Origin of the sequence: Bradyrhizobium lablabi (assembly GCF_018129385.1) — a bacterium.
In the GTDB taxonomy this organism is placed as follows: domain Bacteria; phylum Pseudomonadota; class Alphaproteobacteria; order Rhizobiales; family Xanthobacteraceae; genus Bradyrhizobium; species Bradyrhizobium lablabi_C.
In genome coordinates, this window is sequence record NZ_JAFCLN010000001.1 from 343,907 (window position 1) to 366,387 (window position 22,481).

A 22,481-nucleotide genomic window follows, 5' to 3' on the forward strand; every position below is an offset into this window, starting at 1 on the left:
CAACCGGTCACCGCTGGGGGCTATCGGCAAGGGATCGGACTATGACAAAGCGTCGGCTTACCGAACAGGAGCAGAGCTATAACCGGCGCAGGTCGGAATTGATCGCCCGTTGCAGGCCGGAATACATTGCCGATGCGCCGTTCCTGTTCGCCAACCGCATCCAGACCGCCTCGATGCTCTCCCGTGTCGAGCTGTTCAAGATGGCCATGGATATTCCCGGAGCCATTATCGAATGCGGCGTCTACCGGGGCAATTCATTGATGCTGTACTTGCAGCTTTCGCTGCTGCTGGAGCCTTATGCGATCAATCGGTCGCTGTATGGCTTCGACACTTTCGCCGGCTTCCGCAGCATCGACGGGACATTTGACCCGGATGACATCAACGAGCAGATGTTCTCGGAAACCGATGCGGAAGTGCTCGAGCAGAGCATTCTGCTCAACGATCTGATCCGTCCGGTCAATCGCATTCCCCGCTGCGAGATCATCAAGGGCGATATCGTCCAGACGGTACCCGAATTCGTCAAGAACAAGCCCGAGCTGTGCGTCGCAATGCTGATTCTTGATACAGATCTATATCAGCCGACCAAGGTCGCGCTACAGTCGTTCTTGCCCTTGATGCCCAAGGGGGCGATCGTCGTACTGGACGAAGTCGCCTACCGGAATTTTGCGGGCGAGACCCAGGCACTGAAGGAGGTGCTGGACTTCAACAAGGTCGAGCTCAAGCGATTCCCCTACGAGGGGTCCGTTGGCTACTTCCGAATCTGAGGATTCTGGCCGGCGCACGTGGTTGGGGCAGGGGACCTGTCGGCGGGAGCGGGCCCCTTTTTAGGTGCTTTCTACCGGTTCCCGCCGGAACTTGGATTGACGAAGGGCGCTGCGGTGTAGATACCGTGGGTTGAAATACGAGGGGACCATGACCGACAATACTTCGACGCTCATGCGTGAAAGACTTGTGACCTTCATGGACGACGATCGATTCGCGCGCATGGCCGTGCAGCGGCGTGACGAATTTCGAAACGCGGACCCGTTTCCGCACGCTGTTATCGACGACTTTCTCCCCGATGATGTGGTTGCCGCCGTCGCCGATGCTTACCCGGATCCCAACGATGCCTCGGTGAAGTGGAAGACGCATTCCAACGCCAACGTGATGCGGAAGTTCGTGGAGGACACCGGTTCGATGTCTCTCCCGCTGCGGCTATTCGCCAATGCCGTCATTTCCAAGCAGTTTCTGCTCTTCCTGGAAACGCTTTCCGGGATCGACTGCCTGCTTGCCGACCCGTATTTCATCGGCGGTGGCGCCATGGCAACCGGCACAGGCGAATTCCTCAAGATCCATGCCGACTTCAACTGGCATCACAAATTGCAGGCGCATCGTCGTCTCAATGCGCTGCTTTACCTGGCGCCGGATTGGAAGCCCGAATGGGGCGGCAATCTGGAATTGTGGTCGAAGGACATGACCCGAAAGGTTCATAGCATTGAACCGAAATTCAACCGGTTGATCGTGTTCGAGGTTGCCGACGATTCCAATCATGGCCAGCCCGAGCCGTTGAAGACGCCGCCCGGCATCTACCGGCGTGTCTTCAGCGCGTTTTACTACACGGCGCGCAAGGACGACGCAGAATGGAACGCGCCGCATTTCACCTTGTACAAGCCGGAGAACTCGCCGTACTCGATGAATCTTCGCGCTGATTACGAGAAGACGGCGAAAGAGGGAGCTCATTGAGCTGCCGGAGGTGATCCTGAACTCACCGGCGGATCGAGCGTTCGCCGGCTGATCGGGTGCTTGTTCGGTGAGCCTGGATCTCAGGGCGCGGCTGAGCCATCAATACCAATAGCGCGGTTTGGCCGGACTGCGAGCCGAGGGCTTTGTCAGGCCGGCTCGTTTGCGCGATGGCTCTCTAGAACTGGCACAACGGCGGGTCTCCCCACGCTCCTGAGCCCTTTATTTTCACGCCGACGGTGCAGGTAAAACCCGCCTTGGTCCCTATCAGGTAGGACTGCGGCTCGAACGTCACCAGCAGGCCATACGTGTTGGCGCCCCCCGCATAGCGATATTGCGGTCCCTTCGGTTGCGCCGGGTCGCTGGGGATGGCCGCAATAAAACCGCCGTCAACAAGGTCGCGTTTGAGATCGTCGACAGGAGCGTCCTGGCGGAGGGGGTAGAAACCCCGGGCTTGTCGATATTTTTCCAAGGCGCCGGACAGCGATTTGATGTGCTGCTCGCGAAGTTCGTTGTTCGCGCGCCCGGAATTGAAGAGATCAAGAACGGCCAGGGTTCCAAGAAAGGATGCCGCTATGACCGCTAGCCCGCCAACCACCTGGAGAAGTCGTCGCATATTGTTTCGTTCGGTTTGCCGCCTTGCATTATTTCATATTTATCCCCTAACTGCTCCAGATTGTGAAGCCTGCCGCGGCTGATGGAGTTTTCCTGAAGGACGGCAACGGCTTCTGTTCGCCTGCCACGTTCCGGAGCAAGAACGCCCACGTCTATACCGCGAGGCTCGGAGAAATAACCTATGCGCTGCAGGACGCGGCGGTGGCGGAAACCATGCGAGATGCCTTTTGACGAAATTTAGCGTTGTCTTGTCCGTCCGTAACGGCTGGCCGTATATCAAGGAGTGCGTCGAGAGCGTTCTGGCGCAGACCTATCCGCATTTTGATCTGATCGTGCTCGACAACCGGAGCACCGACAACACGCTGCCCTGGCTGAAGACCCTGACGGACGACCGTATTCGCCTGACCACTTCGGCAGCCGACCTTTCGATTGTCGAGAGCTGGGGCCGCGTCAAGGATGTCGAGAAGCAGGAATACATGACCCTGATCGGTCACGATGACCTCCTGGATCGCGATTTCCTGCGGACCATCAAGACCCTGATCGACCGCTTTCCCGACTGCACCCTCTACCAGACCGGCGCCCGCTTCATCGATGCCGAGGGAAAAGTCATTCGCACCTGTAGGGACGTGCCGGAGCGCGAGACAGCCGCGCAGTTTCTCGAGGCGAGACTGACGTACCAGCGCGACGTATTCGGCACCGGATACGTCATGCGCTCGGCCGACTATGACCGGACCGGTGGCTTGCCGGCGTTCGAAAAACTGTTCTTTGCCGATGACGCGCTTTGGCTGAAGATGATCGGCAATTTCTGCAAAGCGGCCGATCCCGCCGAGCACTGCGCCGTTCGAATCCACCCGAAGAGCGAGTCTGCGTCGCTGCCGTCGATTTGGGAGCCCGGACTCACGGGATTGGGCCAGTTTTCGAAGTTTCTCGACGTATATCTGGCGGGCAACGCGGATGCCCGAGCCGTCTACGCCAGGCACGGCACGAGCTTCATGCTTTCCCGCCACAGGGCATTCTACATGTTTGCGCTCATCGAGGCGTGCCAGCACGGTCGCACGATCGATCCCAAGGTGACGGAGCGTTTTGAGACGTCGCTGGCAAGGCTCGCGCCGTCGCTCGCTGGCACGTTGCGGCGTTCCGCGGCTGTTGCCGCTATCGCCACGCTGAACGCATCGCCGTTTCGCGCCGCGGTGCCCTGGATGTGGCGGGCATTCAATAATCTGAGGCATCGCTTCCAGTGAATGACTGAAGGCTTCCGTGGCTCTCCGCCCTGTCAGCGGCTTTCGTTGCTGCCGCATCCCCGCACAGTGCAGGGCTTGGATACGTCGCGAGGGGCGCGTTGTGGTTATTCGTGAAGTTTGCTACCAGAATACGTGCGGCGCAGCCCGGGCCCCGAACAGTGGTGGAACCCAACAAGCCCTGGTTTGAGGGACTTTTTACGGACCTTCCGTCCGCTATTTCAGAGCTTGACGCCCGGTGGGAAATTCACAATTCGGTCTCGGCTGTTTGCCGAGATGATGCAGAGCAGAGAACCTGTGGCCTACGTCGCGGCGGACGGCACGACCGTTAATTCCGAGGGAGCGCACTGGCTGGTGCGTCTTCTTCTGCTGATGTTCGTGCTGGTTTGTATCTTCGATCCGGCGGATCAGGTCTTGCGCGGTAAGGTCCCGCTCTTCGTCGCCCTTTGGCCCGCTACCCTTGCCGGCTGTGCCCTGACCAGGGAAGAGCCTTACCTGCCGCCGTCATTGCTGATCTATTCGCTGGCGTTTATCACGATTCCATTGCTGTCGATCGGGTGGTACCACATCATCGATGGGCGCCAGCCATTTGAGGGATTTGCCCTCTTCAAGGCGTACCTTTTTATTTCGTTCGCCATCATCCTCGTGCTGAACAAGATCGATCTGATACCGCAGCTGAGCGCGGTTCTTACCCTCCTGGCTCTGTCGGTAATTGCCGTCTTCCTTTTTCTTCAATTTTCACCGGAGGAATTTGAGCGGTTGCATGAGCTGGGCATCAACACTGGCGTTCTTTCGCTGGACCGGCGCAAATACGGTGAGAACCTGGAACTGGTCCAGGTCTATTTCGTGACCAGCGCCATGCTCGTCGTTTCGATCGCCTATTACTTCGACCGCGTCATGTCGGCGGCAGGGTACATCAGAAAGCTCGCCTATCTGGTCCTGCTTGGCGTCAACATAACCGGGATGCTGCTGGCCGGCACCCGAAATAACATCCTGGTATCACTGCTGCTGCCGTTCACTCTGTGGCCGCTGTATACTGCGAGGGTAGCGCGCAACGCGCTTTTGAGCCTGCTTGTGCTGGTGCTCTTGGCGCTTCCTTTTGCCGATCGCTTGCAGGCTTTCTTTGATGCCGAGGAGAGCTCGAACAGCATCAAGCTAACCCTGCTTCGCGACTATATCAGCCTGCTCAGCGACCCTGTTACGCTCTTGTTCGGGCAAGGACTGGGCGCATACCACGAGTGGAGCGCGGGCCAAGTCAATTTCTATATTACCGAGCTTACCTATCTGGAGATGCTCAGGAGTTTCGGCATCTTCGGCGCTGCGGCGATGGTCGCGCTGTTGCTTTTTCCCGCATGGTATTCGTTTGCTGCGCCCCTGTCCCGGCGAGCGCGAGCGTTAGCCGTGGCCTATCTGTTCTACTTGCTGATGGCGGTCTCGAATCCCCTGTTGTTTTCGTCTAGCGGTATGTTGATACTGTCCGCAATCCTTGCCAACGTCTATCTCAATCGCAGTCGATTTGAAGCGACGGCGAGCGGGGAAAGGCGTTTGGGGGTGAAGGCCCGACGGCAAGATACCTGATGGAAGCGCATTGCATCATCGTGAGCTACCGGCCCGACGTGGCGCGCCTGCGCGGCCTGTGCAGCCGGGCGGCGCTGGATGGTGCAAGGGTGATCGTGGTCGACAACTCGGAGACCCGGACCCTGGAGGCGGACGCGCTGCCGGACGGATGCTCGTTGATCTCGCTAGGCTACAATTCCGGGATTGCGCATGCACAGAACGTCGGTATCGCTGCGGCGCTCGCTGCCGGCGCCCGCGTGCTCGTCTTTTTCGACCAGGACTCGAAGATCGAACCAGGATTTTTGAAGGCGCTGGCGGCTTCGTTGACCGAAGGCACTGCCGAAATCGTCGCCCCGCTCTGCGTGGATGAGGCCACGAACATGCCGTTGCCCGCGGAGCGCCTCGGCCGATGGGGGTGGCCGGTCGCAATCCATGAAGCTGACGCCGACGCTCGCTATTCCGCCGATATCGTCATCGCATCGGGAACCGCGGCCACGAGAGAGGTGTTTGAGCGTGCGGGCACCCTGGACGAAGACTTTTTCATCGACTTCGTGGATGCGGAATGGTGCTTGCGGTGCCGCGCACAGCAAGTGCCGATCTATGTCGTTCCGGCGGTGGTCATGCGGCACAGTATTGGGAGTCGGCACGTCAAATTTGGGCCGTTTCACGTATCCGTTCATAGCCCGGAACGTTGCTATTACCAGGTCAGAAATTGTCTGTTGCTGTTCCGTAAAAGGCACATTCCCTTCAATTACGCGCTCAAACAATTGGCAGCCACATTGTTCAGCCGAGCACTCCTGCTTTTTGTGGTAAATGGCCGCGCTTCGTACCTCAAATCGTATTTATTTGCGGTGCGGGACGGGCTAAAGGGGGTCCGGGGCGCAAGGCCGGCCTGAAGCCAACGGGGAGTTGTGCTTGGCGCCGGCGGATGCGCCCCGGGGCCACCCGATCGTCGGAACAAATGACAAAGCGACCGTACCAAATCTGCGCCAATTGCGTGATGGACACCAGCGATTCGACGCTCCAGTTCGACGGGCGGGGCTGGTGTCAGTATTGCTGCAACTACCATGAGAGCATCCGGCCGAACTGGCATCCGGATGAGCGCGGGCTGAAGGAAATCATGCCCGTGATCGAAAAGATCAAACGGGAAGGCAAGGGCCGCGACCACGATTGCATCATCGGAATAAGCGGCGGCCTCGACAGTTCCTATGTCACCTATATTGCAAAGGAAAAATTCGGCCTCCGGCCGCTGATGTTCCATTGTGACACCGGCTGGAACTCCGATCTCGGAGTGAGCAACATCCAGAAGATGATCGAAGGTCTTCACCTCGATCTGGTCACCGAGGTCGTCAACTGGGAGGAGATGAAGGATCTTCAGCGGGCCTTCTTCCGCTCTCAGGTCGCCTTCCAGGATCAGCCGCAGGATCTGGCGCTGTTCTCCGCGCTGTACAATTTTGCGGCCAAGAACGGCTTCAAATACGTCATCACCGGCGGCAACAATTCCACCGAATGCGTGCGAGAGTCGCTGGAGTGGACCTACTACTCGACCGACATGGTGCATGTTCGCGACATTCACCAGAAGTTCGGCGAACGGCCGCTGAAGACCTTTCCCACCTGCGATATCCTGAAGTACCGGATTTACTATCGCTGGATGAAGGGGATGCGCGTCATCAAGCTGCTCGACTCCGTACCCTACATCAAGCAGGACGCCATTCGCACGCTCAGCGAAAAGTTTGGCTGGCAGCCTTATCCGCAGAAGCACTACGAATCCCGGTTCACCCGCTTTTACGAGTCGTTCTGGACGCCAAAGAAATTCGGCTACGACAAGCGGCGCGCTTACCTGTCGAGCGAAATCCTCACCGGACAACTGACGCGCGATCAGGCGCTCGAGCGGCTTAGCAAGCCCGAGCTCCCTGAGGATGTCATGGCTCAGGAATTCGAATTTGTCGCCACCAAGCTTGGCTGGACCGTTGCCGAGTTCGAGGAGATCTTCCGCGGCAAGAACAAGACCTTCCGCGATTACAAGAACAATCTCTTCCTCATCACGCTCGGCACCAGGATATTCAATCTGCTCGGGCTCGATAATCGGATATTCCGATGATCACGATCATCAACTATGGGCTTGGCAATGTTCAGGCGTTCGCCAACCTCTACAAGCGCTTGAATATCGCGGCCAGAATTGCATCGTCTGCTGCCGAGCTGGACGGCGCATCGAAGCTGATCCTGCCGGGCGTGGGTGCGTTCGATCACGCGATGGAATCGTTTGAAGAGTCCGGGATGCGGCAGACCGTCGATGATCTGGTGCTGCGTCAGGGCAAACCGGTGCTCGGCGTGTGCGTCGGCATGCAGATGCTCGCGCGCGGCAGCGAGGAGGGAACCCTCCCGGGTCTCGGATGGGTCGACGGACAAGTGCGGCGCTTCGATGCCAATAAACTCCCGCCGCCCGGACGTTTGCCGCATATGGGCTGGAATGACGTCATTCCCCGGAACGGCGCGGGGCTGTTCGCGGGCCTGGAGCGGGACTCGCGCTTTTATTTCCTGCATTCCTATTACTTCGATTGTGCTTCGAACGACAACATACTGGCAACGTCCGAATACGGCATCGAGTTTGGTTGCGCGGTGCGCTCAAACAATGTCCACGGCGTTCAATTCCATCCCGAGAAGAGCCATGACTTCGGCATTCGGCTCCTGAAGAATTTTGCTGAGCTATAGATCGTGCTGCGCCCCCGCATCATTCCCAGCCTGCTGGTCCACGACAAGGGCCTCGTCAAGACCGTCGGATTCTCGAATCCGAAATATGTCGGAGACCCCATCAACGTCGTCAGGATATTCAACGAGAAGGCCGTCGACGAGATCGCCGTCTACGACATCGACGCCACCACCCGGGGATACGCACCGGACTACAAGCTGATTGAAAACCTCGCTTTCGAGTCCCGCATGCCGCTTTGCTATGGCGGCGGCGTCAAGACCCTGGAGCAGGTCAAGGCCATCATTGGGCTCGGCGTTGAGAAGGTGGCGCTCAGTTCGGCGGTGATCGCCAATCCGCGCCTGATCGCGGAAGCCGCGGAAGCGGTCGGCTGCCAGAGCGTGGTGGTTGTACTCGACGTCAAGCCTCGTCCGCGCAGCAAGGACTACGACGTCTGGACGCACAACGGCACGAAGAATACCGGGCGCTCGATGCTCGATGTGGCGGCCGAGGCCGAAAAGCTCGGCGCCGGCGAGATCGTCATCAACGCGATCGAGAGAGACGGCCAGATGAAGGGGTACGACCTCGATCTTGCCCGTAAGATCAACGCCGCCGCGCGTGTGCCGGTGACCATCCTCGGGGGCGCCGGTTCGCTTGCCCATATCGAAGAGTTGATCCGTAGCTCCGGCGTGAGCGGCGCCGCAGCGGGCAGCCTTTTTGTCTTCAAGGGAATCTATCGCGCCGTGCTGGTGAACTATCCGACCATCAGGGAGCGTGACGAATTGTTGCAGAGCAGGATTGAGGTCGCCTGATGCCGCCCCGCGAACGGATCGTGCCGTGAACATACTGGTGCTTGGCGCCACGGGTCTGCTCGGCAATGCGGTGTTCCGCTCCATGTCAGAAACGGCCGGCGCGCGTGTTACGGGGACCATCCGCCGAAAAAAATCTCGTGCCTTGTTCTCGTCCGCCCACAGTGCGCAGCTGGTGGTCGTCGAGGACATCGAGAACGGCGAACTGCTTGCCCGGCTGTTCGAGGACACCGCGCCGGACGTCGTCATCAACTGCATTGCCGTCGGCCGGCCCGCGCCCGCCGAGCCGATGCGTTCGATCGAGGTCTATTCGGTGTTGCCGCACCGGCTGTCGCATTGGTGCCGGCGTTCGGGCGCTCGCCTCGTGCAGATAAGTTCTGACGGGGTGTTTTCAGGCAGCCGCGGTTCCTATACCGAGGACGACCTGCCCGACGCGACCGACGTCTACGGGATTTCCAAGCTGCTGGGGGAGGTCACGGAGCCGCATGCGATTACGCTGCGGACTTCGATCATCGGCCATGAGCTGCAATCCGGCAGCGCGCTGCTGGAGTGGTTTTTGGCGCAGCAGCAACAGTGCCGCTGCTTCACGCGTGCTATCTTCGCGGGATTTCCGACGATCGTTCTCGCCCGCATCATCAGAGATTTCGTGATCCCATCGCGGGACTTGTCCGGTGTTTATCATTTGGCAAGCCGGCCAATCTCGAAGTTTGATTTGCTCCAGCTCGTGGCCCGCCGTTATGGCAAGACCATTGAACTGATACCGGACGACCGGGCCAGTCCGGATCGCTCGCTGATAGCGGATCGGTTCGCGAAGGCTACCGGCTATGTCGCGCCGGACTGGCCCGAACTGGTTGATGCGATGTATCGCGACAAGATTGGCGCTGCGGGGGCATGATGTTCAAGGACAAGATCGTAGCGATCACCGGCGGGACGGGATCATTCGGACAGCATATCCTCAGGGGCTTCCTTGCGACGGACGTCGCCGAAATTCGCATCTTCAGCCGCGACGAGAAAAAGCAGGAGGAGATGCGGACGGCGTTCAACAACGTCAAGCTCAAGTTCTATATCGGCGACGTACGAGGCTATGACAGCATTCATCAGGCACTGAAGGGTGCCCAATATGTATTTCACGCGGCCGCCCTCAAGCAGGTGCCGTCCTGCGAGTTCTATCCGCTTGAAGCGGTGCGCACCAACATCCTCGGCACCGAAAACGTGATGAGCGCTGCGATCGCCAACAATGTCGAGAAGGTGGTCGTGCTGAGCACCGACAAGGCCGTCTATCCGGTCAACGCCATGGGCCAGACCAAGGCGCTGATGGAAAAGGTGATGGTCGCAAAGTCCCGCAGCCTGTCATCGACGGAAACATTGCTGTGCGGGACGCGCTACGGCAACGTCATGGTTTCGCGGGGTTCCGTCATCCCGCTGTTCGTTTCGCAGATCAAGGCCGGTAAGCCGCTGACCGTAACCGATCCCAATATGACGCGGTTTCTGATGTCGCTCGACGATTCGGTTGACCTGGTGCTGCACGCCTATGGCCATGGCAGACAGGGCGATATCTTCGTGCAGAAGGCGCCCGCTGCCACGATCGGCGATCTGGTTCAGGCGCTCAAGGAGCTGTTTCAGGCCGACAATCCGGTTCAGATCGTCGGCACGCGGCACGGCGAGAAGCTGTACGAATCGCTGGTGTCGCGCGAGGAAATGGCGCGGGTCCAGGAGATGGAGCGATACTATCGCATCCCCGCCGACAACAGGGATCTCAACTACGCCATGTACTTTACCGACGGACAGAAAGAGATTTCCGTTCTGGACGACTATACTTCGCACAATACCGAGCGTCTCAGCGTGCCGCAGATCAAGCAGTTGCTGCTCAAGCTCGACTTCATTCAACGGCACCTTCAGGGATGGGACGGCGAGATCGCTGAAATCTGACGCATTCGCCATCGACCCGCAGAAGCGGTTGTGCTAGCTCGCAGCCGGGGCGATAAGCTGCGCCGTTGAACGGCGAGGTTGAAGGGAGCCGGTCCGAAAAAGGGGACGTATTCGATGAACAAGACCGGCCCGTACCAGCCTGTCTGTGCCTTTTGCGACAGCAAGCGATTAGAGCTTGTCATGGACTTTGGCGAGGTCGGGCTGGCCGGCGCGTTCCTGAAGCCCGAACAATTTGCCGCCGAGCGCACCTTTCCGATGCGGCTGCACTTCTGCACCGATTGCTTTGCCGTCCAGGTGACCGACAAAGTGCCGGCCGACGTGATGTTCAAGGACTACTTCTACTTCTCGTCCTCGATCGGCACGCTCCGTGATCATTTCCGGGAGTATGCCGCCGAGGTGACGCAACGATTCCTGGATCCAGAGCGCGCCACCGTGCTGGAGTTCGGCTGCAATGACGGCGTGCTGTTGCGGCCGCTGGCGGATCAGCGCATCCGCACCGTGATCGGGGTCGATCCCGCTTCCAACGTGGTTGCGACCATCAACGACTCCCGGATCAAGGTGATCAACGACTATTTCACCGAAGAGGTCGCCGCACGGGTCGTTGGCGAGTATGGCCCGGTCGATCTCATCATGGCGAACAACGTCTACGCCCACATCCCGGATATTCAGGGAACGACGCGCGCGGTGGCCCAGGCATTGGGTCCGGACGGCGTGTTCGTCTTCGAGGTGCACTACCTCGGCAAGGTGATCGACGAACTTCAGTACGACATGATCTATCACGAGCACCTGTATTATTATTCGCTGCTTTCCGTGATCAATCATCTCGCCCGTTACGACATGATGGTGTTCGACATCAAGCCGATCCCGATCCATGCAGGATCGATCCGCTTCTATGCCTGCAAGAAAGGCAGCCGGCATGGTGCCTCCGTCTCGTCGGCGGTAACGGCGCTCGCGGCTGCGGAACGGCAGCGTGGTTTTGACCGCTTCGAGACGTTCCGGAAATTCTCCGACACGGTGGCGGCGCACCGCGATGAACTGATCGCGCTGTTGAACCGGCTGAGGGAAGAAGGCAAACGGATCGCCGGTTATGGCGCCTCGGGCCGCGCCAACACCATGATCCAGTATTGCGGCATCAACCACAGCCATCTGGACTACATGATCGACGACGCTCCGGCCAAGGCGGGATACTGCACGCCGAAATCGCATTTCGAGATCTTCCCGAGCTCGATCCTGGACCAGGGCAGCCCGCCGGACTATTTGCTGATTTTCGCCTGGAGCTTTCTCGATGAAATCCGCAAGCGAAATGCAGGCTATCTCGGCAAGGGCGGCCGGATGATCATCCCTTTGCCGAAGGTTTCGATTTTTCCACCGTCAGCGACGTGATACCGGGTATCGCATCGACCGTTCATTCCAGCCAGCACGGAACCATCAGATGAAAGTCATGTCTATTTTCGGCACGCGTCCGGAAATGATAAAGATGTGGTCGACGCTCAAGAAGCTCGACGAGCTCAACTTCGAGCACATCATGGTTCACACCGGCCAGAACTTCACGCCGGAGCTGCGGGATTTTTTCTTCAAGGATCTGAAGCTGCGCCGGCCGGACTATGAGCTTGATATCGACACTTCCGGCTACGCACCGGAGGTGGCCGACGTCATCATGAAGTCGGATGCGCTGATGGAGAAGGAGAAGCCGGACGCGCTGTTGATCCTCGGCGATACCTACAGCGGTCTCAGCGTGCTCCCGGCGGCGCATCGCGGCATCAAGATCTTTCACATGGAGGCGGGCCTGAGGGCCTGGGACCGCCGCATGCCCGAGCAGCGCAATCGCATCCTGATCGACCACATCAGCAGCATTCTGTTGCCGTATAATCATTATCACCGCGAAAACCTGCTGCGCGAAGGCATCCATCCATCCAAGATCATCGTCACTGGCAATACCACTTTCGAGGCGATGCGGGCATTTGCGCCGGAGATCGAGCGCAGCGACATCCTGGCCCGGCTGAAGCTCGAGCCGAAGAACTACATCCTGGTGACGGCGCATCGCAGCGAGAACGTCGATAATCCCGAAAACCTCGCCAACATCTTCAAGGCGCTCGGCATCCTGAGCCAGCGGCACAAGCGCGAGGTCATCTTCCCGATGCATCCGCGGACCACCAGCAAGCTGAAGGGCATCACTGTCCCGCCGAACATCCGGATCATGCCGCCGCTCGGCTTCTACGACTTCAACCAGCTCCTCAAGCAGTCCTATTGCGTGTTGTCGGACTCGGGTACCGCGGCAGAGGAGGGGCTGTTCTACAAGGTTCCGAATGTGAGCCTGCGGATGGCGACCGAACGCATGGAGACGCTGGAGAGCGGCGCCACCATCGTTTCAGGCATGGACGCGGAAAACATCGTCGAGGCGGTGACGCTTGCGGTCAGCCTGCCCTGGAGCGCCCGCTATGAGTTTGAAGAGGATTACTCGCCTTCGGCAGTCGTCGTGAACGCAATCCGGACCCAGATCACCAACTTCTTTTGAGCATGAGCGAAAAACTGCTGATTGCTCTGATCTCGACGGACTATCCGCCGCTGCGGACGTCCGCGGCGGTACAGTTGCGCGACCTGGCGCAGCAGTTCGCCGCGCTCGGTCACCGCCCGGTTGTCGTCGTTCCCTCGCCGCTGTCGCGCAAGCGCTGGGAGATCGAGCGGATCGACGGCATAGAAGTCTTGCGCGTCTCTGCGCCGCCGACACGAGCACCGTCATTCGTGCGCCGGGCGATTGCGGAGATGTGGCTGCCGTTTGCGATGTACCGCAACATCCGCAAGAGCCCGTTCCGCCGGGAAAAGTGGGATATCCTGGTGTGGTATTCGCCGCCGATTTTCTTCGGACCGCTGATCTGGGCCATGCATCGACGGTTTGGCGGATGGCGCTACCTCATCCTGCGCGACATCTTTCCGGAATGGGCGGTCGATCTCGGCCTCGTACACAGGGGGCCGGTCTATCTCGTGTTCAAGGCGATAGCCGCTTACCAATATTGGATTGCCGATGTCATCGGCGTGCAGACGAATTCCAATCTCGCCTATCTCAAGAGGTGGGAGAATCCGCCGCGTCGCCGGATCGAGGTGCTGCACAACTGGCTGGCCGTCACCCCCTCGGTCGGATGCAGTATCTCGGTAAAAGACACTCCGCTCGCCGGCCGCAAGATCTTCGTCTACATCGGCAATATGGGCGTCGCCCAGGGCATGGATATCTTCATGGAGTTGATCGTCGCGTTGCGGCACCGCGACGATATCGGATTCCTGTTTGTGGGCCGTGGGTCCGAATTCGCAAGGCTAGAGGCGGAGAAGACTTCGCGTGAACTGAGCAACGTACTGTTTCACGGCGAGATCGATTCCTCGGAAATCCCGGGGCTGCTCGAACAATGCGATGTCGGGCTCGTCGCGCTTCATCCCGACCACAAGACGCACAACATTCCCGGAAAATTCGTCTCCTACGTTCAGTACGGGCTGCCGGTGCTCGCGCGCGTCAATCCCGGAACCGATCTTCAGCAACTGATCGAGGAGAACGAGGTCGGCAAGGTCTATGTCGGCAATTCGGTCGACGAGCTGAAGCAACTCGCGGAGCAGTTGATCGACGACGACGGCTTGCGGCATTCGATGTCCGAGCGGGGAAGGGAATTCGGCCGGTCGATGTTTTCGCCGGTCGCGGCGGCGAACCAGATTGTCATGTCCCGGCCGGCATCGGATTCCTGATCTCGCGTGGGTCAGGAGGCTGGTGCGCGCGCCACCTCGGTCGCGCTCGTGGTATCGAACTTCGGATTGAAGGGACGTGGGCTCCAGCCGATGTCGCGCTCGGCCGGCGTGGAATCGAACGTCATGTCCTTCATCATGCGTATTCCCATCGCCACATTGGCTCCGGGAAAAAGCGGTTTTGCAACAGCGAATCCGGCTCGCCACAGTAGCGGGGGGACAGAGACCATCCGCCTCGGCAGTTGCATTCCGTCAAACACGCGTCCGATCATTTCCCTGTAGGTCAGTGTGTCCGGACCCGGCAGGGAATAGAACTTGCCGATGGCCGCCGTGCTCGTCGCAGCAGCAATCGCGGCAATCGCCAGATCCTCGGCATGGACCGGCTGCCGCAAGCCTGGAGCGCCGCCGACCAGCGGCATGAAGCCGAAGCGTCGGATCAGCCGCGACAGCGGCGTGAGATTGGTATCGCGGCCCTCGGCATAGATCAGGGTCGGCCGCAGGATCGTCCATGCAACGTGGCCTTGCGCGCAGGTCGCCGCGATCTGCTGTTCAGCCCTCGTCAAATTCTGGATCATCGCGCGCTCGGCGGCGACCTCCGTATCCTGCTTGGTCAAGACACTGGTGGAACTGAACGCGACGACCCGTTTGAGCGATGGATGGATCAAACGGGGCAGCGCATTCGCCAGCAGGATGGCGTCCGCGGTGCAGTACAGCGTTGCGAACGGCGGGAGCGTTAATTCGTCCGGTTTCTCGAGGTCGCCGCGGATCCAATCGATGCCGGACTTGTTCCGCTGGGCCCGCGACATCGCAAATGGACGCTCGCCGCGCCGCAGGAGATGCTCGACAATGTAGCCGCCAACCAGGCCGGAGCCGCCGATGACGACACTTCGGTTCAGATCAATCTGATTATTGTTGTCCACTTTTTTGGTCGTCCCCGAGGCAAAAATTTTCTTCTCGAGTTCCGATCCGTCCGGAATTCGGACGGCGAATGCAAATCGCCCTACAACCTTTACTTGTACATTGCGGCTGGATTAGGATTTTCCCGGCGCCTATTGCGCTTGACGCACAGGTTCCGCCGCCGTTTCTCGCGCTTTCGCATCTTCGCGCTCGCGCTCTGCCGCGGGCATCAACCGGCGTCGCTCTCGCTCGCGCATGAACTCGTCATATTTCGCGGTACCGGGACGCGGCGGGGCATCCGCGGGCATGCCGCCGGCCCAGGCAGGTATCGCATCGCCAACTCCGGCCGCCAGCCTTTCGTTGACGGTGCCGCAGCCGGTCAGGGCTGGGGCCGCCAGCAACAGCGCGGCGATTGCAAGGATATGGCGGACGCAGATCGGCATGGGAGAGAGGTTAGCACTTTGATCTCCAAGGATGATGGATTTGGGGCGGCCAGCCAAGCTGGCTATCTCCGCGATGGCAGCGGGGCTTTTGTTGACGGGATCAATCTATTTGTACACTTGTATAAACAACGCACGGCGAGAGTTTGAGGTGTTATAATACCTATGACAAGCGGACTGATGAGCGCCGGGCCATGGACGCGTAAGGTTCACGATCGACCCAACAGCCGCCGTTCGTCCGATTGACAATCATGCGTCCGTGGACGCCATGTCAGCGCGGTACACGGCCGGAAAATCTGGGCTATTGTGGAAGGCAAGGGCCGGGGACTCGGTTCGAGCCACAAACCGATCAGGGGGAGAGAAGCGTCCATGTCTATTCGCACCACATCGCTATCGCTGCTGGCTGGCGCCGCAGCCTTGTTGGCGTTTGCGCCGGCGCAGGCGCAGGACAGCGTCAAGATCGGCCTCATCCTGCCGATGACGGGCGGGCAGGCCTCGACCGGCAAGCAGATCGACAACGCCGTCAAGCTCTACATGCAGCAGAAGGGCGACACCGTCGCCGGCCGGAAGATCGAGGTCATCCTGAAGGATGACGCGGCGGTACCCGACAACACCAAGCGCCTCGCGCAGGAGTTGATCGTTAACGACAAGGTCAATTTCATCGCCGGTTTCGGCGTGACGCCGGCCGCGCTCGCCGCTGCGCCGCTCGCCACCCAGGCCAAGGTGCCGGAAATCGTCATGGCGGCGGGCACCTCGATCATCACCGAGCGCTCGCCCTATATCGTGCGCACCAGCTTCACGCTGGCGCAGTCCTCCACCATCATCGGCGACTGGGCCGCCAAGAACGGCATCAAGAAGGTCGCGACGCTGACCTCGGACTATGCGCCCGGCAACGACGCGCTGACCTTCTTCAAGCAGAACTTTACCGCCGGCGGCGGCGAGGTGGTCGAGGAGGTGAAGGTCCCGCTGCAAAATCCTGATTTCGCTCCATTCTTGCAGCGGATGAAGGACGCCAAGCCCGACGCCATCTTCGTGTTCGTGCCGGCCGGTCAGGGCGGCAACTTCATGAAGCAATATGCCGAGCGCGGGCTCGACAAGGCCGGCATCAAGGTGATCGGCCCCGGCGACGTGATGGACGACGACCTGCTCAACGGCATGGGCGATGCGGCGCTCGGCACCGTTACCGCGCATCTCTACTCCGCCGCGCATCCCTCGCAGATGAACAAGGATTTCGTCGCGGCCTACAAGAAGGTCTTCAACAACCGTCCGGGTTTCATGGCGGTCGGCGGCTATGACGGCATCCACCTGATCTACGAGGCGCTGAAGAAGACCGGCGGCAAGACCGACGGCGATGCGCTGATCGCGGCGATGAAGGGCATGAAGTGGGAAAGCCCGCGCGGCCCGATCTCGATCGACCCGGAGACGCGCGACATCGTGCAGAATATCTACATCCGCAAGGTCGAGAAGGTCGACGGCGAGCTCTACAACGTCGAATTCGCCACCTTCGAGGCGGTGAAGGATTCCGGCAAGACGAAGAAATAACAAGCGACGCGGGAGGTGGGCCTCATCCTGAGGAGCCCGCCTCTTGCGGGCGTCTCGAAGGATGGGGCTGCCGCTGCGCAAGGCCCTCGTGCTTCGAGACGGCGCTTCGCGCCTCCTCAGCATGAGGGCACTCCATTAAATGACAACCCTCTTCACCATCCTGTTCGACGGCGTTGCCTACGGCATGCTGCTGTTCGTGCTCGCCTGCGGACTGGCGGTGACGCTGGGTCTGATGAATTTTGTCAACCTCGCCCACGGCGCCTTTGCGATGGCGGGCGGCTATGTCTGCGCGGTGCTGGTCAATAACCACGGCTGGCCGTTCTTTTCCGCGTTGCCGCTGGCCTTCGTCGCGAGTGCGGCGATCGGCGCGGTGCTGGAGCGGACGCTGTACCGGCATCTCTACACCCGCAGCCATCTCGACCAGGTGCTGTTCTCGGTCGGCCTCGTCTTCATGTCGGTGGCCGCGGTCGACTACATCATGGGCTCCTCGCGCATCTTCATCAAACTGCCGGCGGCGCTGGAGGGCCAGTTCGATTTCTTCGGCGTCGGCATCGGCCGCTACCGGCTGATGATCATCGTGATCTGCGGCCTGCTGACCCTGGCATTGCAACTGATCCTGTCGCGCACGCGCTTCGGCAGCCGGCTGCGCGCGGCGGTGGACGATCCGCGCGCAGCCAGCGGGCTCGGCATCAACGTGCCGCAGGTGTTCGCCTTCACCTTTGCCTTCGGTTGCGGCCTTGCCGGCCTCGGCGGCGCGCTGAGCGCGGAGATCCTCGGGCTCGATCCGTACTTTCCGCTGAAATTCATGATCTATTTTCTGATCGTCGTCACCGTCGGCGGCTCGTCCTCGATCACCGGGCCGTTTCTGGCCTCGCTCCTGCTCGGCATCGGCGACGTCGCCGGCAAATATTACGTGCCTAAGATGGGGCCGTTCGTGATCTACACCATCATGATCGTGATCCTGATCTGGCGTCCGAACGGCCTGTTCGGCCGCAGCGCGGCGCGGTGAGGGCGAGATGACGGCGCTTCCCAACGTCTCCACAGATGCATTGGCCCGCTCGCGCTGGCATGTGGCCGAAATCGTGTTCTGGGTGCTGGCGCTTTCCTGCGCCTTCCTGTTCCCGTCGCGCTATCTGATCATGACCGACATCCTGCGGCTGGCGCTGTTTACGCTGTCGCTCGACCTGATCCTTGGCTATGCCGGCATCGTGTCGCTCGGACATGCCGCCTTCTTCGGCGTCGGCGCCTATTCCGCCGGACTATTGGCGCTACACGGCATCATCAACGAGCCGGTGATCGCCCTCGTCGTGGCCGGCCTGGCGGCGATGGTGCTGGGTTTTCTCACCAGCTTCCTCGTCATCCGGGGCGTCGACCTCACGCGGCTGATGGTGACCCTCGGCATTGCGCTGCTGCTGGAGGCGCTGGCCGAGCGCTTTTCCAACATCACCGGCGGCACCGACGGTTTGCAGGGCATCGAGATGCAGCCGATCCTCGGCCTGTTCGCCTTCGACATGTTCGGCAAGACCGGCTTCTTCTATTGCCTGATCGTGCTGTTTCTGTTGTTCCTGCTGGCGCGCCGCATCGTGCATTCGCCCTTCGGCCTGTCGCTGCGGGCAATCCGGAACAACCCGCTGCGGGCCGCCGCGATCGGTGTTCCCGTCAACCGCCGCCTGATCGCGGTCTATACGCTTTCAGCCTTCTATGCCGGCATTGCGGGGGCGCTGTTCACCCAGACCACGGCGCTGGCCTCGCTCGATGTGTTCTCGTTCGAGCGCTCTGCTGACCTGATGCTGGTACTCGTCATCGGCGGCACCGGCTATCTCTATGGCGGGCTGATCGGGGCTGTCGTCTTCAAGATGCTACAGGAACTGTTCCAGACGATTACGCCGCAATACTGGCTGTTCTGGATCGGCCTGGTGCTGGTCGTGATCGTGCTGGTCGGCCGCGCGCGTATCCATCGCTGGGTGCTGTTTTTGCCCAATCTCGTGATCCGGCAGTTCGCCGGCCGCAAGGCGGTCGTCGCCGTGCCCGAGAGGGACGCGTCATGACAACGGCGCTGGAGACAAAAGGACTAGAAAAGTCGTTCGGTGGCCTCCGCGTCACGCGCGACCTGTCGCTCAGGGTGGAGCAGGGCGCCCGCCATGCGCTGATCGGCCCGAACGGCGCAGGCAAGACCACCGTCATCAACCTGCTGACCGGCGTGCTCAAGCCGAATGGCGGCCGCATCCTGCTCGAAGGCCACGACATCACCGATTTGCCGGTGCACAGGCGCGTGCTGCGCGGGCTGTCGCGCACCTTCCAGATTAACCAGCTCTATGCCGATTTGACGCCGCTCGAAACCATCGGGCTGGCGGTTTCCGAGCGCATGGGACGCGGCGGCGACTGGTGGCGGCGGATGGGCACGCGCAGCGATGTCAATGCCGAGATCGCCGAAATGCTCTCGCGCTTCCATCTGCTAGACGTGATGAACGAGCCGACCGCGACATTGCCTTACGGCAAGCAGCGCCTTTTGGAGATTGCGGTGGCGATTGCGACCAGGCCGCGCGTGCTGCTGCTGGACGAGCCGGCCGCAGGAGTCCCCGAGAGCGAGCGCCACGATATCCTCGCCGCCGTCTCCGCGCTGCCGCGCGATGTCACGGTGCTGCTGATCGAGCACGACATGGACCTGGTGTTCTCGTTCGCCGACCGGATTTCGGTGCTGGTCAATGGCGCCATGCTGGTGGAGGGCCTGCCGGACGAGGTGGCGCGCGACCCGCAGGTGAAGGCGGTCTATCTCGGCGAGGCCGCCCATGCCTGACCTTCTGACCATCGAGGGCCTGCGCGCCGGCTACGGCGAGGCGGTGGTGCTGCCCGGCATGTCGCTGAGCCTGCCCGAGAGCCAGGTGCTGGCGTTGCTCGGGCGCAACGGCACCGGCAAGACCACGCTGATCAATTCGATCGTCGGCATCACCCGCCGGTTCGGCGGCAGCCTCAGCCTCGGCGGTGCCGACATCACGGCGATGCGGCCGGACCAGCGGGCGCGGGTCGGGATCGGCTGGGTGCCGCAGGAACGCAACATCTTTCGTTCCCTGACCGTTGAAGAAAACATGACGGCCGTGGCTCAGCCCGGGCCGTGGACGGTGGACAGGGTTTACGAAATGTTTCCGCGGCTGAAGGAACGCCGCAACAATTTTGGCAACCAGCTCTCCGGCGGCGAGCAGCAGATGCTGGCGATCGGCCGGGCGCTGACGCTCAATCCCCGGGTATTGCTGCTCGACGAGCCGACCGAGGGGCTGGCGCCCATCATTGTGGAAGAGCTGCTACGGGCATTGGGCACCATCACCCGCTCGGGCGGCATCTGCTCGATCATCGTCGAGCAGCACGCGCAAAAGATTCTGGGGCTGGCCGACCGCGTTGTGATATTGGAGCGCGGCACCATCGTCCACGATGCGGCGAGCCAGGCCTTGAAAGCCGATCCGGCGGTGCTCGAACGTTATCTCGGCGTCTCCGGCGGCGCAGGCGCCAAGACACAGCATTGAGAAGGTCCCGAACGGATGACAAGCCTGAGGAAGTGCTGCGCAGCGTGCTTGGTCGTCGCTGCGGGTGTCTCTACAGCGGCGGGCCAGCGAGCGCTTCCGGATGTGCCGTCCGCGATCACGAGCGACTCAACGCCGGGCTGGGCTCCATCCGAGAGTCAGAAGCAGAACGCGCTCCAGGCGGCCCGCGACTATTTCTCCAAACTCGACAACGAGCGTTACGACAACGCTTACGCCATGATGTCGGAGGCGAACCGGCGCACGGTGCCGGCCGAGCAGTTCACCCGCAACAACAAGGACTTTCGGTCCCGATCCGGTTCACTGAGCCAACGCAGCCTTCTGAAGGTCACCTGGACCAAGGATCCCGCGGGCGCGCCGCGCGGAATCTATGCCGCCGTCGACGTTGGCGCCCGGTACAGCAACGTCGACAGGTACTGCGGGTACGTCGTGCTTTACCAGAAGTCGGCTGGCGACAGTTTCGAGATCATGAGACAAGAAGCCAACTTCATCGAAAACGCCGTGGCACGCGACATCGAACAGAAAAAATCCCGGGCGGAGCTCGACAATGCCTGGGCCAAACTGGCAGCCAATTGTCCCGGCTACACGACAGGAACACCAAACTAGCCCGACGGCGTCTGGTCCAATCCGGCCGACGCAAACCGAAACTTCCCTGGAGTAAACACCATGCAGCGAACCAAAGCCCCTTTCCGCGCCGACGAGGTCGGCAGCCTGTTGCGGCCGCAAAAAATCAAGGAGGCGCGCGCCCAGCTCGAGAAGGGCGAGATTTCCGCCGATGACCTGCGCAAGGTCGAGGACATGGAAATCGAGAAGGTCGTGCACCGGCAGGCCTCGACCGGGTTGAAGCTGGCCACCGACGGCGAGTTCCGCCGCTCCTGGTGGCATTTCGATTTCCTGGCAAAACTGACCGGCTGCGAGCTGTTCCATCCCGACCAGGGCATCCAGTTCGCGGGCGTGCAGACCCGGCATGACGCGATCCGCGTGATCGGCAAGCTCGACTTTCCTGCCGATCACCCGATGCTGGATCATTTCAGGTTCTTGAAGAAACACGCCGACACCGCGCATGTCGCAGCGAAGATGACGATTCCGTCGCCGGCGGTGCTGCATTTCCGCGGCGGGAGAAAGTCGATCTCGAAGGAGGTCTATTCCGACCTCGAGGAATTTTACACCGACCTCGGCAAGACCTACCGCAAGGCGGTGAAGGCCTTCTATGACGCCGGTTGCCGTTATCTCCAGTTCGACGACACGGTGTGGGCCTATCTCTGCTCGCAGGAAGAATTGCAGAAGGCGCGCGAGCGCGGCGACAATCCCGACGGCTTGCAGGAGATCTACGCTCGCATCATCAACTATGCGCTGGCCGAGCGCCCGGCCGACATGGTGGTGACCACCCATGTCTGCCGCGGCAATTTCCGCTCCACCTGGATTTCCTCCGGCGGCTACGAGCCGGTGGCAGAGGTCATGCTGGGCGGCACCAACTACGACGGCTATTTTCTCGAATACGATTCCGACCGTGCCGGCGGCTTCGAGCCGCTGCGTTATTTGCCGAAGGGCAACAAGGTCGTGGTGGCCGGGCTCATCACCTCGAAATTCGGCGAGCTCGAGAAAAAGGACGACATCAGGCGCCGCCTGGACGAGGCCGCCAAATTCGCGCCGATCGACCAACTCGCGCTCTCCCCGCAATGCGGTTTCGCCTCGACCGAAGAGGGCAACATCCTCTCCGAGGAGGAGCAGTGGGCCAAGCTGCGGCTGGCGGTCGAGATCGCAAACGAGGTGTGGGGGAAGTAGCGGCG

At 60.7% G+C, this 22,481-nt stretch carries 23 protein-coding genes; 20 read left to right on the forward strand and 3 right to left on the reverse strand.

From position 1 onward, the window contains the following. Positions 1–41 precede the first annotated feature (41 nt). Positions 42–764 carry a TylF/MycF/NovP-related O-methyltransferase gene (locus JQ628_RS01625; protein ID WP_212218158.1) on the forward strand — a complete coding sequence of 241 codons (723 nt, stop codon included), beginning with the start codon at positions 42–44 and terminating at the stop codon, positions 762–764. Between the two features lie 148 nt (positions 765–912). Further along, positions 913–1,722, forward strand: a complete 810-nt coding sequence (locus tag JQ628_RS01630) for a 2OG-Fe(II) oxygenase (RefSeq protein WP_212218161.1) — start codon at positions 913–915, stop codon at positions 1,720–1,722. 175 nt (positions 1,723–1,897) lie between these two features. Here the strand turns inward: JQ628_RS01630 and JQ628_RS01635 are convergent, their stop codons facing one another. Further along, positions 1,898–2,335 (reverse strand): hypothetical protein, encoded by a 438-nt coding sequence (locus JQ628_RS01635; RefSeq protein WP_212218164.1) that lies wholly within the window; start codon positions 2,333–2,335, stop codon positions 1,898–1,900. A 226-nt stretch (positions 2,336–2,561) separates the two neighbouring features. Between JQ628_RS01635 and JQ628_RS01640 the strand changes: the two genes are divergently transcribed. The 11 genes from JQ628_RS01640 to JQ628_RS01690 all read left to right on the forward strand — a co-directional run bounded on the left by JQ628_RS01640 (position 2,562) and on the right by JQ628_RS01690 (position 14,282). Continuing rightward, entirely contained in the window at positions 2,562–3,575 is a 1,014-nt protein-coding gene (locus JQ628_RS01640) for a glycosyltransferase family 2 protein (RefSeq protein WP_212218167.1), read from the forward strand. A gap of 294 nt (positions 3,576–3,869) precedes the next feature. Beyond that, positions 3,870–5,150, forward strand: coding sequence for a hypothetical protein (locus tag JQ628_RS01645; protein ID WP_212218170.1), 1,281 nt, complete (start codon positions 3,870–3,872; stop codon positions 5,148–5,150). After that, positions 5,150–6,025, forward strand: coding sequence for a rhamnosyltransferase (locus JQ628_RS01650; protein ID WP_212218173.1), 876 nt, complete (start codon positions 5,150–5,152; stop codon positions 6,023–6,025). The genes JQ628_RS01645 and JQ628_RS01650 overlap by 1 nt, the downstream gene beginning before the upstream one ends. A gap of 65 nt (positions 6,026–6,090) precedes the next feature. After that, positions 6,091–7,230: an N-acetyl sugar amidotransferase gene (locus JQ628_RS01655; protein ID WP_212218176.1), complete on the forward strand. Its 1,140-nt coding sequence runs from the start codon at positions 6,091–6,093 to the stop codon at positions 7,228–7,230. After that, the gene (hisH, locus tag JQ628_RS01660) at positions 7,227–7,841 is read left to right on the forward strand and encodes an imidazole glycerol phosphate synthase subunit HisH (protein WP_212218179.1); all 615 of its coding nucleotides are present in this window, start codon (positions 7,227–7,229) and stop codon (positions 7,839–7,841) included. The genes JQ628_RS01655 and hisH overlap by 4 nt, the downstream gene beginning before the upstream one ends. Positions 7,842–7,844: 3 nt before the next feature. After that, positions 7,845–8,627, forward strand: coding sequence for an AglZ/HisF2 family acetamidino modification protein (locus tag JQ628_RS01665; protein WP_212218182.1), 783 nt, complete (start codon positions 7,845–7,847; stop codon positions 8,625–8,627). Between the two features lie 25 nt (positions 8,628–8,652). Continuing rightward, a complete protein-coding gene (locus JQ628_RS01670) occupies positions 8,653–9,519 on the forward strand; it encodes a dTDP-4-dehydrorhamnose reductase family protein (RefSeq protein ID WP_212218184.1) in 867 nt (288 codons plus the stop codon). Next, positions 9,519–10,553, forward strand: a complete 1,035-nt coding sequence (locus JQ628_RS01675) for a polysaccharide biosynthesis protein (RefSeq protein ID WP_212219288.1) — start codon at positions 9,519–9,521, stop codon at positions 10,551–10,553. Before JQ628_RS01670 ends, JQ628_RS01675 begins: the two co-directional genes overlap by 1 nt. Positions 10,554–10,667: 114 nt before the next feature. Continuing rightward, positions 10,668–11,936, forward strand: coding sequence for a class I SAM-dependent methyltransferase (locus JQ628_RS01680; RefSeq protein WP_212218187.1), 1,269 nt, complete (start codon positions 10,668–10,670; stop codon positions 11,934–11,936). A gap of 49 nt (positions 11,937–11,985) precedes the next feature. Then, the gene (wecB, locus tag JQ628_RS01685) at positions 11,986–13,068 is read left to right on the forward strand and encodes a non-hydrolyzing UDP-N-acetylglucosamine 2-epimerase (RefSeq protein WP_212218190.1); all 1,083 of its coding nucleotides are present in this window, start codon (positions 11,986–11,988) and stop codon (positions 13,066–13,068) included. 2 nt (positions 13,069–13,070) lie between these two features. Then, complete coding sequence (locus tag JQ628_RS01690; RefSeq protein ID WP_249127401.1) at positions 13,071–14,282, forward strand: glycosyltransferase family 4 protein; 1,212 nt, start codon at positions 13,071–13,073, stop codon at positions 14,280–14,282. 11 nt (positions 14,283–14,293) lie between these two features. Here JQ628_RS01690 and JQ628_RS01695 read toward each other — a convergent pair whose 3' ends face one another. Together JQ628_RS01695 and JQ628_RS01700 are read right to left on the reverse strand one after the other, a co-directional pair. Then, the gene (locus tag JQ628_RS01695; RefSeq protein ID WP_349628006.1) at positions 14,294–15,199 is read right to left on the reverse strand and encodes an SDR family oxidoreductase; all 906 of its coding nucleotides are present in this window, start codon (positions 15,197–15,199) and stop codon (positions 14,294–14,296) included. Between the two features lie 129 nt (positions 15,200–15,328). Beyond that, on the reverse strand, positions 15,329–15,619 hold the full coding sequence (locus JQ628_RS01700; RefSeq protein ID WP_212219296.1) for a hypothetical protein: 291 nt from the start codon (positions 15,617–15,619) through the stop codon (positions 15,329–15,331). A gap of 366 nt (positions 15,620–15,985) precedes the next feature. Here JQ628_RS01700 and JQ628_RS01705 point away from each other — a divergent pair, with 366 nt between their 5' ends. The 7 genes from JQ628_RS01705 (at position 15,986) to JQ628_RS01735 (ending at position 22,476) form a co-directional block, all read left to right on the forward strand. Further along, entirely contained in the window at positions 15,986–17,158 is a 1,173-nt protein-coding gene (locus JQ628_RS01705) for an ABC transporter substrate-binding protein (protein ID WP_212218193.1), read from the forward strand. Positions 17,159–17,297: 139 nt separating this feature from the next. Then, entirely contained in the window at positions 17,298–18,167 is an 870-nt protein-coding gene (locus JQ628_RS01710; RefSeq protein WP_212218196.1) for a branched-chain amino acid ABC transporter permease, read from the forward strand. 7 nt (positions 18,168–18,174) lie between these two features. After that, positions 18,175–19,206, forward strand: a complete 1,032-nt coding sequence (locus JQ628_RS01715; RefSeq protein ID WP_212218199.1) for a branched-chain amino acid ABC transporter permease — start codon at positions 18,175–18,177, stop codon at positions 19,204–19,206. Further along, entirely contained in the window at positions 19,203–19,955 is a 753-nt protein-coding gene (locus JQ628_RS01720) for an ABC transporter ATP-binding protein (RefSeq protein ID WP_212218202.1), read from the forward strand. Before JQ628_RS01715 ends, JQ628_RS01720 begins: the two co-directional genes overlap by 4 nt. Next, positions 19,948–20,676 carry an ABC transporter ATP-binding protein gene (locus JQ628_RS01725; RefSeq protein ID WP_212218205.1) on the forward strand — a complete coding sequence of 243 codons (729 nt, stop codon included), beginning with the start codon at positions 19,948–19,950 and terminating at the stop codon, positions 20,674–20,676. The genes JQ628_RS01720 and JQ628_RS01725 overlap by 8 nt, the downstream gene beginning before the upstream one ends. Positions 20,677–20,724: 48 nt before the next feature. Next, positions 20,725–21,297 carry a DUF4019 domain-containing protein gene (locus JQ628_RS01730; protein ID WP_212218208.1) on the forward strand — a complete coding sequence of 191 codons (573 nt, stop codon included), beginning with the start codon at positions 20,725–20,727 and terminating at the stop codon, positions 21,295–21,297. Positions 21,298–21,357: 60 nt separating this feature from the next. After that, a complete protein-coding gene (locus tag JQ628_RS01735) occupies positions 21,358–22,476 on the forward strand; it encodes a cobalamin-independent methionine synthase II family protein (protein WP_212218211.1) in 1,119 nt (372 codons plus the stop codon). The last annotated feature ends 5 nt before the right edge of the window (positions 22,477–22,481 follow it).

Coding starts and splice junctions, on each gene's coding strand:
- JQ628_RS01625 (WP_212218158.1), top strand. CDS start 42: ATGACAAAGCGTCGGCTTACCGAACAGGAGCAGAGCTATAACCGGCGC.
- JQ628_RS01630 (WP_212218161.1), top strand. CDS start 913: ATGACCGACAATACTTCGACGCTCATGCGTGAAAGACTTGTGACCTTC.
- JQ628_RS01635 (WP_212218164.1), bottom strand. CDS start 2,335: ATGCGACGACTTCTCCAGGTGGTTGGCGGGCTAGCGGTCATAGCGGCA.
- JQ628_RS01650 (WP_212218173.1), top strand. CDS start 5,150: ATGGAAGCGCATTGCATCATCGTGAGCTACCGGCCCGACGTGGCGCGC.
- JQ628_RS01655 (WP_212218176.1), top strand. CDS start 6,091: ATGACAAAGCGACCGTACCAAATCTGCGCCAATTGCGTGATGGACACC.
- hisH (WP_212218179.1), top strand. CDS start 7,227: ATGATCACGATCATCAACTATGGGCTTGGCAATGTTCAGGCGTTCGCC.
- JQ628_RS01675 (WP_212219288.1), top strand. CDS start 9,519: ATGTTCAAGGACAAGATCGTAGCGATCACCGGCGGGACGGGATCATTC.
- JQ628_RS01680 (WP_212218187.1), top strand. CDS start 10,668: ATGAACAAGACCGGCCCGTACCAGCCTGTCTGTGCCTTTTGCGACAGC.
- wecB (WP_212218190.1), top strand. CDS start 11,986: ATGAAAGTCATGTCTATTTTCGGCACGCGTCCGGAAATGATAAAGATG.
- JQ628_RS01690 (WP_249127401.1), top strand. CDS start 13,071: ATGAGCGAAAAACTGCTGATTGCTCTGATCTCGACGGACTATCCGCCG.
- JQ628_RS01700 (WP_212219296.1), bottom strand. CDS start 15,619: ATGCCGATCTGCGTCCGCCATATCCTTGCAATCGCCGCGCTGTTGCTG.
- JQ628_RS01705 (WP_212218193.1), top strand. CDS start 15,986: ATGTCTATTCGCACCACATCGCTATCGCTGCTGGCTGGCGCCGCAGCC.
- JQ628_RS01710 (WP_212218196.1), top strand. CDS start 17,298: ATGACAACCCTCTTCACCATCCTGTTCGACGGCGTTGCCTACGGCATG.
- JQ628_RS01715 (WP_212218199.1), top strand. CDS start 18,175: ATGACGGCGCTTCCCAACGTCTCCACAGATGCATTGGCCCGCTCGCGC.
- JQ628_RS01720 (WP_212218202.1), top strand. CDS start 19,203: ATGACAACGGCGCTGGAGACAAAAGGACTAGAAAAGTCGTTCGGTGGC.
- JQ628_RS01725 (WP_212218205.1), top strand. CDS start 19,948: ATGCCTGACCTTCTGACCATCGAGGGCCTGCGCGCCGGCTACGGCGAG.
- JQ628_RS01735 (WP_212218211.1), top strand. CDS start 21,358: ATGCAGCGAACCAAAGCCCCTTTCCGCGCCGACGAGGTCGGCAGCCTG.